Here is a 14854-nt window from a genome sequence, read left to right on the forward strand (position 1 = left end):
TGTCCGCCCGGCGTCGCCGGTTCGTACCTTCGGGGAGCACCGAAACCGAAGGAGTTCCTTGCATGCCAGGCAGATCCGAGACGCGCCCGGTCCGACCCGCCCGCGTGTCGTGAGCGACCCCGTGCTGCTGCGCCGCGTCAAGGCGTTCATCGACGCCCGGCTGGCCGACCCGGAGCTGACCCCGGAACAGGTCGCGGTGGGCAACCACGTGTCCACCCGCCAGCTCTACCGGCTGTTCGAGGGCGAGGGCACGACGGTGGCCCGCTGGATCCGCGACCGGCGGCTGGAGCGCTGCCGGCGCGACCTGATCACCGACGGGGTGGGCGTCGGCGTGGTCGGCGCGCGGTGGGGGATGCCGGACTCGTCCTACTTCAGCAGGGTCTTCCGGCAGACCTACGGCTGCCCGCCCCGCGAGTACCGCCGCGCCGCCGGCGTCGGCTGAACCGGCCGACCCGCTCGCGGCTTGAGTCCGTTCAGCGCACGGGGTCGCAATCGAAGGGTGGTACAACAAAAGGACAGCGCCGCCCCGAAAGGCCCACCCGTGATCCGGATCCTGCTCGCCGAGGACATGCACATGGTCCGGGGCGCACTCGTCGCACTGCTGAACCTCGAACCCGACATCGAGGTCGTGTCCGAGGTCGCCTCCGGTGACGCCATCCTGCCCGCCGCGCGCGCCCACCGGGTGGACGTGGCGGTGATCGACATCGACCTGCCCGGCAAGGACGGCCTGACCGCCGCCGGCGAGATCCACGAACACCTGCCGGACTGCCGCACGCTCATCCTGACCAGCCTCAACCGCCCCGGCACGCTGCGCCGCGCGCTGGCCGCGAAGGTCAGCGGGTTCATCCTCAAGGACGCCCCGGCCGACCGGCTGGCCGACGCGGTGCGCGAGGTGGCCGCCGGCCGCCGGGTGGTGGACGCCGAACTCGCGCTGTCCGCCTGGGATTCCGCCGACTGCCCGCTGACCAGCCGCGAGATCGAGGTGCTGCGGATGGCCGCGGCGGGCGCGAACCCGACCGAGATCGCGGCCCGGCTGTACCTGTCGGCGGGTACCGTGCGCAACTACCTCACCACGATCGTCACGAAGTCCCAGGCGCGCAACCGGGTGGACGCGATCCGCATCGCGAAGGAGTCCGGCTGGCTCTAGCTGCAGTGACCAGTTGGGTTTTTGGCGGCGTGTCGAGTTGATGGTGGGAGGACTTCCGGGCGGGGTGGGTGTGTCTGACGCATCCCACCGGCGCGTGGAGGTCCTCGCGTGCGCAGTGACGCCCGCACCGCCCCTGCCTGCCCGCAGGCTGGTCGTGACCCGTCACGCCGCCGGCCGTTCCTCGCGGCCGCACCACAGCCGGCGGATGCACGGACGCAGCGCAAAGGGTGGTGCCGCGAGTGCCCCCGGACCAACGGCAAGGCCAACCGCACCACGCACCACGAGTCCGCCCACGCCCGGACCGGCAACGACCACCGCCCGACCCCACCGGGCCCACGACCACACCGCCCGACACGCCCACTCAGCCCTCGGCGGCCGGCCGGCCACCACCCGACCGGCCACCCGGACGTCGACAACATCACAAACCAGTACAGCCGGCGGGTCCGGCGACGCCGATCCGGCGCGGCGGGCGGGTCACCACCGGGGTTCGCGGGTGTCCGCGATCACCGCGGTCAACCGGGTGCGCCCGGCCGGCAGCGGCCGCACCACCAGCTCCACGCCCAGTTCGGCCAGCCGCTCGCGCAGCGGGGCGCCGGCGTCCGCCCCGTCGTGCCGGTCGGTGACCGAGACGACCGCGCCCGCGCCCACGTCCCGCCGCTGCACGCTGACCTGGCAGTGGTACGCCACGTCCTCGGGCAGCCGGGCCGCCCGGTGGTGCACGATCGCCGCCAGCACGCCGCGCACCGGCAGCGGCAGCTCGCCCAGGTCCCGCTCGACGCCCGCCACCACCTCGGTGGCGGCCAGCGACGCGAGCGCCGACTGGAGTTCCTCCACCGGGAACTCGCGGTAGCCGCGCGCCACCGAGCGGACGTCGGCCAACGCCCGCCGGGACAGCTCCAGCACGGTCACCAGCTCGTGCTCGGCGCGCTCCGGGTCCGGCCCGATCAGCCGGCGGATCAGCTCGCTCTTCATGGTGATCGCGGACAGGCTCAGCCCGAGCAGATCGTGCAGGTCGCGGGCGAAGCGCAGCCGCTCCTCGGTGAGCACCAGGCCGACCAGCTCGTCCCGGGTCCGGCGCACCTCCGCCGCCAGCCGCGACAGCGTGCCCAGTGCGAACACCACCAGGCCGTTCACGAACGTCGCCACCACGTTGAACACCACGTCGAGGTGGTCGTGGGCGAGCACCTCCTGCGCCACGCCCACGCTCACCACCACCGCGGTGAACGTCGTCCACGCCGCCCACGGCCGCAGCACCAGCAGCGCCGACCCGGCCAGGAACCCCGGCAGGCTCACCCACGCCACGCCGAGCACCGGCAGCGGCAGGTACACCAGCGCGGCCTGCACCGCCAGCGCGGCCCGGCTCAGCCGGGGCCGGGCGCGCGGGTCGGTCCGGCCGAAGTAGCCCAGCTGCACGGCCGGCAGCCCCGCCGCGCCGCCGATGCCGACGGTCAGCAGCAGCGGGTCGGTCGTCAGGTAGAGCAGGTGCACGGCCGCCGCGGCGAAGAACCCGACCAGCACCAGCGTGGCGAGCGCGGTCGGCACACCGGCCTCGGCGGGCCCGGCCGGCCGGCGGCGGGGCTCGTCCGCCCGGCCCGCGGTGACCGGCACGTGCGCGGTCAGCCGGAACCGGCCCGGCCCGGCCGGCCCGGCGCGCAGCTCGCCGCCGAACGCGCCGACCCGGTGCGCCAGGTTCCCGATCCCGCTGCCGGCGCGCTCGGCGGGCACGTCGTCGGGCCGGTCGGGGACGCCGTCGTTGACCACCTCCAGCCACGCCCGGCCGTCGCGGACCCGCACCGACACCGAGCACCGCTCGACCTTGCTGTGCCGCAGCACGTTCGTGATCGCCTCGCGCAGCACGGTGGCCAGCACCGACCGGACGTCCTCGGGCAGGCCGTCGTCGGCCCGCTCCAGCTCCACGGACACGTTCGCCGCCCGCAGCACCGCGCCCGCGTTGTCGCACTCCTGGTCCAGCGACAGCGCCGCGTACCCGCCGGCGACCGACCGCACGTCGCCCAGCGCGCGCCGGGCCAGCACCAGCACCTCGTCGAGTTCCTGCCCGGTCCGGTCCGGCTGGACCCGCAGCAGCCGGTGCGCCAACTCGGTCTTGAACGCGATCGCGGACAGGCTCAGCCCGAGCAGGTCGTGCAGGTCGCGGGCGAAGCGCAGCCGCTCCTGCGCCACCACCGCCCCGGCCAGCTCGGCACGGGTCGAGGTGAGCTGGCCGATCAGCCGCGACAGCCGGGTGATGCCGTACACCGACAGCGCGAACACCATCACGCCCAGCGGCGTGTACACCACGTCCAGCGGGTTGTCGCTGACCCTGCTCTGCACGAAGGTGACCACGCCCAGCCCGACCGCGAACGCCACCCGGCCCGCCGGGCCCGGCCACACCAGCAGCAGGCTGCCCAGGAAGAAGCTCGGCATCCCGATCCACGCCTGCGCGAACTGGTGCAGCGGCGCGAACGACAGCACCGCCTGCAAGCCCAGCGCCGCGAACGTCACCGGCGAGCGCAGCCGGCGGTCGTGCCGCCCGAAGTAGCACAGCTGCAACGCCAGCAGCGAGACCATGCAGCCCACCGCGAGCGCGAGCTGCGCCGGCGACGGACCGGCCAGCAGCACCTGGAGCAACCCGACGACGCCGTAGCCGCAGAACACCGCCGACACCACCGCCATGGCCAGCCAGGGCGCCAGGCGCACACCCCGGCCGACTCTGATGGCCCGCACGCGGCCCCCGTCCCGTGATCACCGTTCAGCGAGGAGTGGTCGAATCGCCCATGACGGGGCGGATCCTCATCGTAACCGGCGGTGGTCGGCGGTCCGTGGCACATCCGTCCAGGTCAACGGCGGAAACGGCCATCCGGAGCAGCCGTCGCCGGGTAACCGACCACGCACTCGCCGACCGCGGTCTCCGCGCGCCAGTCCAGGCCCAGCACCCGATCGGCCAGGTCGCCGGGCTCGAACGGCGGCACCAGCGGGGCCAGGCCCATCGCGCGCGCGGTCAGGTGCAGCAGCTGTTGCAGCGCCCCGACGTGGGTCAGCGCCATCGCGTACCCGGTGTCCCGGTAGACCCACGACGACCGGTCGGTGCGCAGCGTGAGCGTGATCAGCACCGGCGGCCGGTCCCGCGCGCCCACCGCGACCCGGGTGCGGTCCAGCAGCTCGCCCAGGTCGTCCTCGTCGGCGTCCAGCCCGGTGAGGGCGTGGCAGGCCGGGTCGTAGTGGTAGAGGCCGCGGTCCAAGCCCTCGCAGCGGTCCACGCACAGGTACAGCTCCAGCTCGTACAGGCCGAGCCAGTCGACGTGCGGGCGGTCGCTGACCTCGTGCGCCGGGACGCCGTCCACCCGCGCGCGGGCCGTGCGCCGCACCCGTGCCGTGCGGTAGAGCAGCTCGGCCAGCTCCGCGCACGACGGCGTCCGCACGCCGGGCGGGCACGGGAACCCGTCGGCGTCCCGCGCCGCCGCCTCCACCGCCGCCACCAACGGCGGGTCGGTGGCGGCCAGCCGGGCCAGGTCCGGGCGGGTCAGCGGCACGGTGCGGCCCGCGCGGGCCGGCCGCAGCGCGGGCGGCGGGGGCGCGAGACCGGCCAGCGGGTAGACCGCGCCGGACGGGCCGTCGCCCCGGCCGAGCCGGGTGGCCGCGTGGAACAGCAGGTCGTGGCCGGTCCAGCGGCGCAGCACCGGGTCGTGGTCCTCGGCGAACTCGACCCGGCCGGTCAGCGGGTCGTGCTCGCCGCGCAGCACCAGCCCGCCCGCCACCAGGTAGGCCACCAGGTCGGTCACCACCGGCCGGGCCACCCGCAGCGCGGTCGCCAGGTCCACCACAGCGGTCGCGGCGCTCAACGCGGTCGCCACCCGCACCGCCAGGTGCCGGTGCAGCCGCACCCGGTAGGCCGCCAGCGGCGATTCCAGCAGCAGTTCGCCGTCGCACGGGCGCAGCACCGCGAACCGGGACAGCCGCACCTGGTCGCGGGGCTGGAGCACGGGCAGCGCGAACCGGGCGCGCCCGTCGACCGGGATCGCGGACAGCAGCGGCCGGCCGTCCTGCCCGGCCGCCGAGTGCACCACCACGTCGGCCAGCCGGTCCAGCGCCGAGCCGAACACCGCCCACTGGGGTTCGCCGCCCAGGTGGCGCGGCGTCAACACGTTGTCCGGCGAGATCGGGCCGAGCACCATCCGGCGCAGCGCCTCGCCGACCACGTGGTCCACCTCCACCCGGGTCTCGCCCCGGTCGGACAGCGCCACGGCCGCGCACAGGTCGTGGTCGAACTCCAGCAGCACGTCCTCCCGGAACGACCACAGCCGGACCAGTGACAGCACGCCGTCGCCCCACCTCTTCGGCACGTCACGCCCCCGGCAGCGGGCACAGGCCCATCAGAGGAACACCGGTATCGGGTTGAGCCGGTGGTAGGGCGTGGGGCGCTCCCGCGCGCCGCGCGCCACCGGCACGTCGAACAGCCGGCCGGGCGCGAACCTCGCCCAGAAGTGGCGCAGGCCGGGGGCGAGCACCTTCACCACCGGGACGCCCACGTCCGGCCGGGTCTGGTCCAGCACCAACACCTCCACCCCGGCGGCCTCCACCCGCTGCCGCACCAGCGCGACGTCGGCCGCCAGGTCCTGCGCGGGCGGGACCGGGAAGTCGGCGGGCCGGCGCGCGGGCAGGTCCGGCGCGGGGGACAGGTAGGGCTGCCCGGCCTCGGTCGCGGTCCGCCACCAGCGCGCCAGGTCCGGGTCGTCCGGCGGCACGTCCCCGGCCGCCAGCACGGCGGGCATCATCTGGTTCAGCTCGGCCACCGCGCGGCGCAGCGCGGTGCGCGCGTCCAGGTGCGCGCCCAGCCCGAGCATCACCCGCCCGCCGGTGTCCGCGCGGGCCGACAGCGCCACCAGCACCGGCACGCCCAGGTCCGAGGTCACGTCGAGCACCCACAGGCGGCGGCCGAGCGCGGCGTGGCGCGCGCGGGACTCGTCCACCCACGGGTCGGCGAACGCGTCGAGGTCCAGCGCGGCCACCCGGAGCCGGTTGTACCACCAGATGGCCACCGCGTCGCGCTCCACGAGTTCGCACAGCCCCTGCAACACCGCGTCCTCCAGGCTGCCGCCGGCCGCGTTGCCGTTGGAGTCCGCGCGCAGGCTCGCGCCCTCGGGACCGGTGGGCACGCCGAAGTAGAGCATCGCGGTGGGCACCAGCCGGTGCCGGCGCGCGGTCAGCGACCACACCGGGGTCCAGTCGAGTTCGGCGTCCGGGTCGAACGGCGCGACCACGTGCTGGAACGGCGCGTGCGCCGCGTTCCAGCGCTCCCGGTCGGCGTGCTGGCGCGGGTCGTGCAGCAGCAGGCCGCGCGGGTCCAGCGCGGGCTCGCCCAGGCCGCGCAGGCTGCCCCGGACGCGCTCCTCGTCGCCGTGGAACAGCGCCGAGTGCCGTTCCGCGGCCTCGCACAACGCGCTCACCTCGGCGTGCAGCGGGGTGACGCCCTTGCCGCCGCTGTGCGACCGCAGCGCCGAGCGCAGCCCGTCCAGGTCGGTGACCGCCGCCGCCACGTTCGGGCCGGAGCGGTAGCAGTTGAAGAACTCCGGGCCGTCCGGCTCGACCCGCTTGACGATCCCGGTGACCGGCCCGACCAGGTGCCCGTGCCGGGCCAGCACCTCGGCGGGCGACAGCGCGCGCTCGCCGCCGGGCGCCTTCTCGCGCGGGGCGAGGTCCACCGGCCGCCACGCCCTGGCGCGCACCAGCCCCGGCGTCCCGCAGCTCGCGCACTGCGGGTCCGGGCGCAGCTCGTGGTGCGCGGTGCGCAGGGTGAGGCTGTCCATCGTCCAGACCGCGCGCTGGCCGTCGTGCCGGTGGCCGGCCAGCCAGTGGGTGGCCTGGAGCGCGGCGACGTCGACCGCGGCGGCGGCCAGCGGCGGCAGCGAGCACGGCGGCGTGGTCGCGGGACCGGTGCGGCCCAGCGCGTTCTGCGCGCACGCCTCGGCCTTGCGGTGCCGCCACAGCCGGGCGGACAGGCAGTGCCAGCAGCCCGGCCCGTCGGCCGGGAACACCGGGCCGACCCAGACCGTCGCGCCGACCGGCTTGACCGGCAGCCACGGCGTGCCGCTCGCGCGGTGCTCGGCGTCCACCCGGGCCAGCTCCGGGTCGAGGTAGTCCGCGCACAGCACCACGGCGAGCGCGGCGGCGCCGCTGTCGCCCGGGTCGTCCACCACGTCGAAACCGCTGTCCCGCAAGGCTCGCGCGGTCCGCGCCGGGTCCAGCCCGCCGAGCGCGACGACCCGGACCCGGCCGGGCGCGGCGGGCCGGTCGATGCCGGCGGCGTCCCAGTAGGCGGTCGCCGAGGGGTCCGCGCCCGGAGCGTGCGCCGTCAGCAGGCCCTCGTCGCTCAGCCGCAGCAGCGCGGCGGCCACGTCCGAGGCGTCGCCCGGCACGGCGGCCAGCACGTCGCGCAGGTCGTGGCGGCCGTCCAGGAGCGCGGCGAGCGCGGCGACGTGCGGTCCTCTGAGGACGGTGACGTCGTGCTCGGAGAACAGGTACGCCTCCCCGTGCCCGGCCGGCTCCGCCCGCAGGTGGCGCTTGAACCCGAGGTACGGGCGCGGACCCCCGGCGACGGCGGTCATCGGGGCGCGGGCGCGGTGGTGTTGCTGGCGCAGACGGTCGGCCGCAGCGCCGCGTCCGCGTGGTCCGAGCGGTGGTCGTAGGTGTCGATGCGCACCGCCGAGGAATCGGCGGGACCGACGCCGAGTTCGGCGAGCCGGAGCAGGAGCTGTCTGCTGGTGTGGTTCACGGGTGACCTCCGTGGTCGGGGGGACCGGCGCGGGCAAAGCGTTCGCGCGTGCAGTGTTCTTCCCGCCGGGACCGGGCAACCAGTGTCGCGATCACCGTGACTACGTGTTCTTTTCACGGCCGTTCGGCCGGTGCGGGGTTCATGTCCCGGCCCGTGCCGGATTCACCACGGGCTCAGGACAGGCCGAGCATCCGCACGCACGCGACGATCGCCGCTTCCTCGCCCTCCACGGAGATCCGGCCCGCCGCCATCGCCTCGAACGGCGACAGCATCCGCGCGCCGATGCGCACGAAGCTGTCCGGGTCACTCTTCACGACCAGGTCCGGGTCGGTGGTGGCACCGCGGGTGAACGAGACCTGGCCGGCGCGCACCAGCACGGCGAACACGTCCTCGCCGATGCGGAACTCGTAGGTCTGGTCGAGGTCGGGGATCGCGTCCGGTCGGACCATCGCCTGCACCGCCAGGAAACCCCACTCGGCCCGCACCACGCCGTCGCCGTCCTCTTCGGACAGGAAGGACATGCCCCAGTGCGCCAGCTCCAGCACCGGACCGCGCAGCCGCAGGCCGGCCTCGGTCAGCCGGTACTGCTTGCCGCGCGCGTCGCCGGGGACCGGCAGCTGCTCGACCACGCCCTGCTCGACCAGCGCGCGCAGCCGTTCGGCCAGCAGGTTGGGGCCGATGCCGGGCAGGTTGTCCATGATCTCGTTGAACCGGGTGGCGTCGATCAGCAGCTCGCGGACGATCAACAGGGTCCAGCGCTCGCCGATCACGTTCAGCGCGCCGGCCAGCCCGCAGAACTGGCCGTAGTCCCGTTTGCCCGCCACGACGCACCTCCCTCGGTCCACGCCGAGCATACCCCACAGGTCGATTAAGAAATGAATACCGACATGGTCGGGATCGGGTCACGGTCGCCCCTGGTCCGCCGGGCGGCGTTAAGTCGAGGACGGAGTGGACATCGGGTGAGCGCTTTGTTCACCGAAAGCGGCTCCTGGTATTCGCTATTTATTTAGGAAGTGAACTTGGGTCGGTGCGGGTGTCGGTCTCGCCGGAGCGCATCGCGCGTCCGAGATCCTGCGCCACGGCAGGGCGAACGGCGGCACCGATCCCCGGCACCGGTTCACGTGGAATTCCGCCCATGTGCGGTCGGCTCCGGCTGTCCGGATGTTCGGCGTACCGAACCATGTTTTCCTCACGTCCCAGGTTGATGTTCTTCAGACCGCGACTCGTGGCGCGCGCACTGTCGGCCGGCGGCGCGCTCTGGGAACGTGGAGAGCCGGGCCCGGTGCGCGTCTCGCGCGCGGTGCGGCCCCGCCGAGGACTCGGTCCCCACCGGGCGCAACCCGCACGAGGCGGCCCCGGCCGTCGCTGAGAGAGGCTCGTCACGATGAGCGAAAGCACCACCGCCCTGCTCCGCACGGCGTCCCGCGCGGTGGGCGGGACCGCGGATCCGGTGCCGCGCCCGCGCCGCGTCGCCGAATGACCGACGGGGGAGGACGCACGATGAGCAGCACCGAAACAGCGCTCCGCGCCGGCGACGCCGCCGTGCGGGTCCCGGAGATCCTGCACTCGACCCTGGTCCGCGCCACGCCGTCGGTCGTGTTCGACCTGCTCAGCAGCGGTGCCGCCTGGGACCGGTGGTTCACCGACGGCTCGACGTTCGACCCCGTGGTGGGCAGCCACGTGCACCTGGTGTGGAAGGGGTGGACCGACGACGGCTCGGACGTGACCGACGAGGGCGAGGTGGTGGTCTGCGAGCCGGGGGAGAGGTTCGCCTTCACCTGGGGATCGCCGCCGTCGCTGGTCACCTTCACCACCTCGCCGCACGTGCACGGGACGTGGTTGCAGGTGGTGGAGACCGGCCTGCCGCAGGACGAGACCGGCCTGCGCCGGTTCGCCGAGTGCTCCACCGGGTGGGGCGAGGCGCTCACCCTGGTGCGCTGCTACGCCGAGTACGGCATCCGGCTGTCCACTTAGGACTTGCGGGTCAGGTCCCGGGCGCCGGGGTCAGCGCCCGGGTCATGAAGTCGACCAGCCAGGACTGCGCCGGGCTGCGGGCGTGCGCGTGCCGGGCGTAGATCGAGACCTGGGCCGGTTCGATGTCGAACGGCAGGTCCAGCAGGCGGACCCGGTGGGTGGCCGCGAACGCCCGCGCCACCAGCCGGGGGACCATCGCGACCAGGTCGCCCTCCTGCACCAGGTGCGGCAGGGACGTGAACCGGGTCGTCTCCACGACCACCCGGTCGTGCAGGCCGTGCGCCTCCAGCGCCCGGCGCGGGCCCTCGTGGCCGGTCGGGCCGTAGACCGTGGCGTGCCGCTCGGCGGCCAGTTCCGCCACCGTCGCCCGCTCGCCCCGCAGGCGCGGGTGCGACTCCGCGACCATCGCCACGTACCCCTCCGCGAACAGCGGGATCCGGGCCACCCTGGGCGTGCTGAACAGCGGTGACGCGATGAACGCGTCCACCTCGCCCCGGCCCAGCAGGTCGGGCGCGTTGACCACGTCCAGCGGCCGGACGGTGAACCGCACGCCCGGAGCGCGCGCGGGCAGCGCCGCGACCAGGCGGGGGAGCAGGGCGACCTCGCCCAGGTCGGACAGCGCGAGGGTGAACGTGGCGTGCGCGGTCGCCGGGTCGAACGGCCACGCGCCGCTCACCGCCTCCTCGATGCCCGCCAGCGCCGCGTGCAGCGGTTCGTACAGGGCGCGGGCCGTCGCGGTCGGTTGCAGCCCGCCCTTCGCCCGCCGGAACAGCTCGTCGCCGAACCGGCGGCGCAGCTTCTGGAGGCTGTAGCTGATCGTCGGCTGGGTCACGTGCAGCGCCTCGGCGGTCGCGGTGACGCTGCGCGTCTCGTAGAGCAGCACGAACGTGCGCACCAGGTTCAGGTCGAAGTCCCGCAACTATCGATCCCATCGATGTCACCGCCGCAGAACATCTATTGGAACACAGTCCGGTGGTCTTCCTAGGGTCTGGGTCACCCGGGAGCGCACCTGAGCCCGCGAATGAGGAGGACCCCTTGCCGACCGTCCGCCGGATCGTCCACGAGTTCCTCGAACGCCGCGGTCTGACCACCGTGTTCGGCAACCCCGGCTCCAACGAGCTGCCGTTCCTGGCCGACCTGCCGGACTCGTTCCGCTACGTGCTCGGCCTGCACGAGGGTGTCGTGGTCGGCATGGCGGACGGCTACGCGCAGGCCACCGGCCGCCCGGTGCTGGTCAACCTGCACGCCGCCGCGGGCTCCGGCAACGCCATGGGCGCGCTGACCAACGCCGTCTACTCCCGCTCGCCGCTGGTGCTCACCGCGGGCCAGCAGGTCCGGTCCGCGATCGGGCTGGAGGCGATGCTGTCCAACGTCGACGCGCCGCAGCTGATGCGCCCGCTGGTCGCCTGGTCCGGCGAGCCCGCCACCGCCGGCGACGTGCCGCGCTCGGTCGCGCAGGCGGTGTTCGAGGCGGAACTGCACCGCCGCCCCACCTACCTGTCGGTGCCCTACGACGACTGGGACCGGGAACTCGACGAGAGCGTGACGGTCACCCTCGACCGCAACGTGCGGCACGGCACGCAGCCCTCCGAGTACCAGCTGGCCGAGCTGGTGGCCCGGTTCGAGGCCGCCCGCAACCCGGCCCTGGTGCTGGGCGGCGAGATCGACGCGGCGGGCCTGTTCGACCGGGTGGTGGCGCTGGCCGAGCACCGCTCGCTGCCCACGTGGGTCGCGCCGTCGCCGTACCGGCTGCCGTTCCCGAACCGGCACGAGCTGTTCCGGGGCGTGCTGCCCGCCGGCATCGCCGCCGTGTCCGACGCGCTCGCGGGCCACGACCTGATCCTGGTGCTCGGCGCACCGGTGTTCCGCTACCACCAGCACGTGCCGGGCGCGTACCTGCCGGCGGGCAGCCGGCTGGTCCAGGTGACCGACGACCCGGGCGCGGCGGCCCGCGCGCCGATGGGGGAGGCCCTGGTCGCCGACCCCGGCGCGGTGGTCGAGGCGCTGCTGGCGCGCACCGCCGCACGGCCCACCGCGCGCTCGTTCACGCCCAACCCGGAGCCCGCCACCGCGCCGAGCGCGCTGCACCCCGAGCAGGTGTTCGCGGCCCTGCGCGACACCCAGCCCGAGGACACCGTCTACGTCGTGGAGTCGACCTCCACGAACTCCGCCTGGTGGCGGCAGATGGACCTGCGCCGGGGCGGCTCGTACTTCTTCCCGGCCTCCGGCGGGCTCGGGTTCGGCCTGCCCGCCGCCGTCGGCATGGCGCTGGGCCGCCCGGACCGGCCGGTGGTGGCGGTGGTCGGCGACGGCTCGGCCAACTACGGCATCACCGCGCTGTGGACGGCCGCCCAGTACGGCCTGCCGATCACGTTCGTCATCCTGCGCAACGGCACCTACGGCGCGCTGCGCTGGTTCGGGCAGCTCCTGGGCACGCCGGACGTGCCCGGCACGGAGATCCCCGGCCTCGACTTCACCCGCATCGCCGAGGGCTACGGCGTCCCCGCCACCGCCGTGACCGACGTCGGGGAGCTGCGCGCGCAGCTCAAGTCCCCGGGCCTGCGGCTGATCCAGGTGGACACGTTCCCCACCTCCCCGGAGTGACCGGCTGACCCGTCAGCCGGCGGAAGGAGCACGGCAATGACGACGTCTCCAACCCGCTCGACCTGGACGGCGGTGTTCTGCTGGCTGACCGTCCTGCTGGAGGGCTACGACCTGGTCGCGTTCGCGGCCACCATCCCGACCCTGCTCAAGTCCGGGCACCTGGGCTTCACCCCGGCCGGCGCGACGCTGGTGGCCACCGTGTCGCTGGTCGGCGTCGCGTTCGGCGCGGCGGGCCTGAGCCCGCTCACCGACCGGTTCGGCCGCCGCCGGCCGCTGATCGGCTCGGTGCTGCTGTTCTCGCTGTTCACGCTGGTGATCCCCCTGTCCACCAGCGTGGCGGTGTTCGCGGCGCTGCGGTTCGTCGCGGGGATCGGGCTGGGCGCGTGCATGCCGATCGCGCTGACCGTGATGGCGGAGAACCTGCCGGCCCGCCGGGCCAGCGCGAGCACCGTGACGATGACCGGCTACCACGTCGGCGCGGTGCTGATGTCCGTGCTGGCGCTGGCGGTGGCGGACGACTGGCACCTGCTGTTCTACGGCGGCGGGATCGCGGGCCTGCTGCTGGTGCCGCTGATGTGGTGGCGGCTGCCGGAGTCCGGCGCGTTCCTGCGAGCCCGGGGCGGCCGGGTGTCGCCGCGCGAGCTGCTGAGCCCTCGCCACCGGCGGACGAGCATCGCGGTGTGGGTCGGCTCGTTCATGGGCCTGCTGCTGGTCTACGGCCTCAACACGTGGCTGCCGCAGTTGATGCGCACGGCCGGCTACCCGCTCTCGACCGCGATCACCCTGCTGCTGGTGCTCAACGTGGGCGCGGTGCTCGGCCTGCTGGCTGCGGGCCTGATCGCCGACCGGTACGGGGTCAAGCCGATCGCGGTGATCTGGTTCGGCGCGGCGGCGGTGCTGCTGGCCGCGTTGAGCCTGCGCGTGGGCGACGAGCTGCTGCTCGACCTGGTGGTGCTGCTGACCGGCGTGTTCGTGTTCTCCGCGCAGGTGCTGATCTACGGGTACGTCTCCCAGGCGTTCCCGGCGCAGTCCCGGGGCACCGCGCTGGGCTTCACGTCCGCGGTCGGCCGGATCGGGTCGATCCTCGGCCCGTTCGTCACCGGCGCGCTGGTGACCGCCGGCATCGCCTACCCGTGGGGGTTCTGGTTCTTCGCGGTGGTGGCGGCGCTGGGCCTGTGCTCGGTCCTCGTCCTGGCCCGCGACCCCGCGCCGCAGGAGGTCACGACCTGACCTCCACCCGGTCGGCGGCCGGACGTCGGGCAGGCCCGCTCCGACCACGTGCCCGCCCCGCTGCGCGGACCGCCCGGTCCGCCGACCGGACGGGCCTGACCGGATGTCCGTATTGCGCCGCAGGCACGTTTCGGGCGGTCCGGGGACCCGGTAGCGTGCGGAGACGCCGCCGCATAGCGCGACCTCCTCCCTGTTTAGGAGCGCACATGCGAATCGCGAAGATCCTCGGCACGGCGCTGGCCGTGGCCGCCCTGGTCGGAGCGGGTGTCGCCGCACCCTCCTCGGCCGCGCCGGCGGGCCTCGCCGCACCGCCCCAGATCCCGGCCGACGCCGTGCAGGTCCACCTCCAGCAGTTCCAGTCCATCGCGACCGCCAACGGCGGCAACCGGGCGCACGGCCGGCCCGGCTACCGCGCGTCGGCGGACTACGTGAAGGGCAAGCTGGACGCGGCCGGGTTCACCACCACCCTCCAGCAGTTCACCCACGGCGGGGCCACCGGCTGGAACGTGATCGCCGACTGGCCGCAGGGCGACGCCAACCAGGTCGTCTTCCTCGGGGCCCACCTCGACTCGGTGACCGCCGGGCCGGGCCTCAACGACAACGCGTCCGGCTCGGCCGCCGTGCTGGAGACCGCCCTCACCCTGGCCCGCACCAAGCCGGCGGTGCAGAAGCGGCTGCGGTTCGGCTGGTGGGGCGCGGAGGAGCTGGGGCTCATCGGCTCCAAGTACTACGCCTCCCGGCTGCCCGCCGCCGACCGCACCCGGATCAAGTCGTACCTGAACTTCGACATGGTCGGCGCGAAGAACACCACCACGTGGGGCGTCTACACGGACAACGCCGCGCTGCGCCAGCAGTTCGAGACGCACTTCCGCGGCAAGGGCATCGCGACCCGCGGCGTGAACATCGCGGGCCGCAGCGACCACGCGTCCTTCGCCGGGATCGGCGTCCCGGTCTCGGGCATCACCAGCGGCAACGACCCGTGCTACCACTCGCGGTGCGACAGCATCACCAACGTGACCGCGAGCGTCGTGGCCACGGGCGCCACCGCCGCCGCGGACCTCGCCTGGAACCTCGCCGGGGCCACCCGCGCCGGGCGCTGACGCGAGTCGACGGCGGCCGGACCTCCCCGG

The 14854-nt window shown here is 74.5% G+C and carries 12 protein-coding genes; 6 read left to right on the forward strand and 6 right to left on the reverse strand.

From position 1 onward, the window contains the following. The first annotated feature begins 109 nt into the window (after positions 1–109). Positions 110–442: a helix-turn-helix domain-containing protein gene (locus tag AC0HI0_RS08295; RefSeq protein ID WP_480931692.1), complete on the forward strand. Its 333-nt coding sequence runs from the start codon at positions 110–112 to the stop codon at positions 440–442. Positions 443–541: 99 nt separating this feature from the next. Then, the gene (locus AC0HI0_RS08300) at positions 542–1147 is read left to right on the forward strand and encodes a response regulator transcription factor (protein WP_480931693.1); all 606 of its coding nucleotides are present in this window, start codon (positions 542–544) and stop codon (positions 1145–1147) included. A gap of 474 nt (positions 1148–1621) precedes the next feature. Here AC0HI0_RS08300 and AC0HI0_RS08305 read toward each other — a convergent pair whose 3' ends face one another. From AC0HI0_RS08305 to AC0HI0_RS08325, 5 genes are all read right to left on the reverse strand, one after another. Further along, positions 1622–3871 carry a sensor histidine kinase gene (locus AC0HI0_RS08305; protein ID WP_480931694.1) on the reverse strand — a complete coding sequence of 750 codons (2250 nt, stop codon included), beginning with the start codon at positions 3869–3871 and terminating at the stop codon, positions 1622–1624. 113 nt (positions 3872–3984) lie between these two features. Next, positions 3985–5487: a SagB family peptide dehydrogenase gene (locus AC0HI0_RS08310; RefSeq protein WP_480931695.1), complete on the reverse strand. Its 1503-nt coding sequence runs from the start codon at positions 5485–5487 to the stop codon at positions 3985–3987. Positions 5488–5517: 30 nt separating this feature from the next. Continuing rightward, entirely contained in the window at positions 5518–7749 is a 2232-nt protein-coding gene (locus AC0HI0_RS08315) for a TOMM precursor leader peptide-binding protein (protein ID WP_480931696.1), read from the reverse strand. Next, positions 7746–7916 (reverse strand): hypothetical protein, encoded by a 171-nt coding sequence (locus AC0HI0_RS08320; protein WP_480931697.1) that lies wholly within the window; start codon positions 7914–7916, stop codon positions 7746–7748. Before AC0HI0_RS08320 ends, AC0HI0_RS08315 begins: the two co-directional genes overlap by 4 nt. 173 nt (positions 7917–8089) lie before the next feature. After that, a complete protein-coding gene (locus AC0HI0_RS08325; RefSeq protein ID WP_480931698.1) occupies positions 8090–8740 on the reverse strand; it encodes a winged helix-turn-helix transcriptional regulator in 651 nt (216 codons plus the stop codon). A gap of 676 nt (positions 8741–9416) precedes the next feature. Here AC0HI0_RS08325 and AC0HI0_RS08330 point away from each other — a divergent pair. After that, complete coding sequence (locus AC0HI0_RS08330) at positions 9417–9890, forward strand: SRPBCC family protein (protein ID WP_480931699.1); 474 nt, start codon at positions 9417–9419, stop codon at positions 9888–9890. A gap of 10 nt (positions 9891–9900) precedes the next feature. Here AC0HI0_RS08330 and AC0HI0_RS08335 read toward each other — a convergent pair whose 3' ends face one another. After that, the gene (locus AC0HI0_RS08335) at positions 9901–10809 is read right to left on the reverse strand and encodes a LysR family transcriptional regulator (RefSeq protein ID WP_480931700.1); all 909 of its coding nucleotides are present in this window, start codon (positions 10807–10809) and stop codon (positions 9901–9903) included. A gap of 116 nt (positions 10810–10925) precedes the next feature. On the opposite strand from AC0HI0_RS08335, the gene mdlC reads away from it, so the two are divergent. From mdlC to AC0HI0_RS08350, 3 genes are all read left to right on the forward strand, one after another. Further along, positions 10926–12494 (forward strand): benzoylformate decarboxylase, encoded by a 1569-nt coding sequence (gene mdlC / locus AC0HI0_RS08340; protein WP_480931701.1) that lies wholly within the window; start codon positions 10926–10928, stop codon positions 12492–12494. Positions 12495–12530: 36 nt separating this feature from the next. Continuing rightward, the gene (locus tag AC0HI0_RS08345) at positions 12531–13724 is read left to right on the forward strand and encodes an MFS transporter (RefSeq protein ID WP_480931702.1); all 1194 of its coding nucleotides are present in this window, start codon (positions 12531–12533) and stop codon (positions 13722–13724) included. A 206-nt stretch (positions 13725–13930) separates the two neighbouring features. After that, positions 13931–14824: a M28 family peptidase gene (locus AC0HI0_RS08350; protein WP_480931703.1), complete on the forward strand. Its 894-nt coding sequence runs from the start codon at positions 13931–13933 to the stop codon at positions 14822–14824. Positions 14825–14854: the final 30 nt, after the last annotated feature.

Source organism: Saccharothrix sp. NBAS 001 (assembly GCF_056640475.1).

Bases quoted from the DNA above. Each gene is read 5' to 3' on its own strand.
- AC0HI0_RS08315 (WP_480931696.1), bottom strand. From the start codon at position 7,749: ATGACCGCCGTCGCCGGGGGTCCGCGCCCGTACCTCGGGTTCAAGCGC.
- AC0HI0_RS08330 (WP_480931699.1), top strand. From the start codon at position 9,417: ATGAGCAGCACCGAAACAGCGCTCCGCGCCGGCGACGCCGCCGTGCGG.
- AC0HI0_RS08345 (WP_480931702.1), top strand. From the start codon at position 12,531: ATGACGACGTCTCCAACCCGCTCGACCTGGACGGCGGTGTTCTGCTGG.
- AC0HI0_RS08350 (WP_480931703.1), top strand. From the start codon at position 13,931: ATGCGAATCGCGAAGATCCTCGGCACGGCGCTGGCCGTGGCCGCCCTG.